The 1,632-nt window shown below is 68.7% G+C and carries 3 protein-coding genes; all 3 read left to right on the top strand.

What is annotated here, in order from left to right; genetic code table 11:
- The coding region (locus tag ABGB01_RS45895) for a hypothetical protein (protein WP_347780634.1) at positions 1-297 on the top strand (297 nt) is incomplete at its 5' end.
- Positions 298-299: 2 nt separating this feature from the next.
- Positions 300-671, top strand: coding sequence for a hypothetical protein (locus ABGB01_RS45890; protein WP_347780633.1), 372 nt, complete (start codon positions 300-302; stop codon positions 669-671).
- Positions 672-695: 24 nt separating this feature from the next.
- Positions 696-1,511 (top strand): AAA family ATPase, encoded by an 816-nt coding sequence (locus ABGB01_RS45885; protein ID WP_347780632.1) that lies wholly within the window; start codon positions 696-698, stop codon positions 1,509-1,511.
- The last annotated feature ends 121 nt before the right edge of the window (positions 1,512-1,632 follow it).

Below are 1,632 nucleotides of genomic sequence, written 5' to 3'. Positions count from 1 at the left end.
GTGCAGATCGTCTTCGACCCCTTCCACCTGGAAGAGATCGAGGTCCGCCACGACGGCAAGACTTACGGCACCGCCACGGTGTTCACCCTGTCCCGGCACGCCCACCCCAAAGCGCGTCCCGAACAACCAGGCCAGAGCCTGCCGGAAGCGACCGGGCTGGACTACCTCGGCCTCCTCGATGAGGCCCGCACCCGGCACCTGGCCGCCTCCATCGACTACGCCGCCCTGCTGCCCGGCGACCACACCGGCGACCACCACGACGACCACACCGGCGACCACGACGGGCAGGTGGCCTGACCATGTCCACGCCGTCCACGCCGTCCACGCCGTCCACGCCGTCCACGCCGTCCACGCCGTCCAGCGACACGTGCGAGTTCTGCCGCATCCACCACAGCGCACCACCCGCGCCGTCGATCACCCGGCGCATCGCCGAACTGGCCGCCGAAGCCCGGACACTGTCCACCGATCGGTCCGCCCGCACCCCGGAACGCAAAGCCGCCTACTTCTGGACCAAGGCCGCCGTCCTCGCCGAGATCGCCGCCACCTGGGGCGATGCCGACCACCTGGCCGCCCTCCAGGCCCGGCACGTCGCCGCCCAAGCCCGCCGATCCGCCCTGGACATCACCGACGAATTGGCCGCCGCGCTCATCCCTGCCACCCACCCGTTCTGACCAGCCACCGCAAAGGCACACATCATGCTCGATCCGCTGCTCAAGCACTTCACGCTCAAGGCGATGCCGTTCCGGCGCGACATCCAACCCGCCGCGCTGCACCGCTCAGCCGACCACGCCCAGGCCTGCGCCCGCATCACCTGGACCATCGCCGACCACGCGCTCGGCGTGCTCACCGGCGAAGTCGGCGTGGGCAAGACGGCCGCGGTCCGCGCGGCGATCGCCGCCCTGGACCCGACCAAGCACACCATCGTCTACATCGCCAACCCCGCCGTCGGCACCCGCGGCCTCTGCCACCACATCGTGGCCAGCCTCGGCGGCAAACCCCACCTGCACCGCGCCATCCTCATCCCACAAGCCGCCGACGCGCTGGCCACCGAAGCCGCCGAACGCGCCCGCACCCCCGTGGTGATCATCGACGAGGCGCACCTGCTCGACCACGACCAACTCGAATCGATCAGGATGATGACGAACCATGATCTTGACTCGCGGTCCCCGGCAGCGATCCTGCTCATCGGCCAGCCCACCCTGCGCCGCCAGATCAAGCTCGGCCTGCTCACCGCACTCGATCAGAGGATCAGCGTCAGGTGGCACATGTCGGGACTGACCGAGCCCGAGACCGCCGACTACATCAGCCACCATCTCACCCAGGCCGGCCGCCACGACCCGCTCTTCACCGAGGACTCCATCGCGTTGATCCACGAATCCAGCAGGGGCAAGCCCCGCTCGATCAACAACATCGCCAAAGCCGCTCTGGTCGCGGCCTACTCCCAAGACAAGAAACTCATCGACGAGTCCGCCGCCCGCGCCGCGGTCAGCGAGGTAATCGCGACAGACTGAGCACCACCACGACACCATGAGCACCAGACCCCGTCAGGCCATCGCCTGGCGGGGTCGTTCATGTCGTCCACATAGACACCACGAACGCCGCCTACATGCCCATCTTCAGCGTCGCCCTACA

This window comes from Nonomuraea sp. B5E05 (assembly GCF_039880665.1).
Lineage (GTDB): Bacteria > Actinomycetota > Actinomycetes > Streptosporangiales > Streptosporangiaceae > Nonomuraea.
The sequence above is the reverse complement of the archived record's forward strand: the minus strand, read 5'-3'. Positions and strand labels throughout refer to the sequence as shown.

Coding starts and splice junctions, on each gene's coding strand:
- ABGB01_RS45885 (WP_347780632.1), top strand. CDS start 696: ATGCTCGATCCGCTGCTCAAGCACTTCACGCTCAAGGCGATGCCGTTC.
- ABGB01_RS45890 (WP_347780633.1), top strand. CDS start 300: ATGTCCACGCCGTCCACGCCGTCCACGCCGTCCACGCCGTCCACGCCG.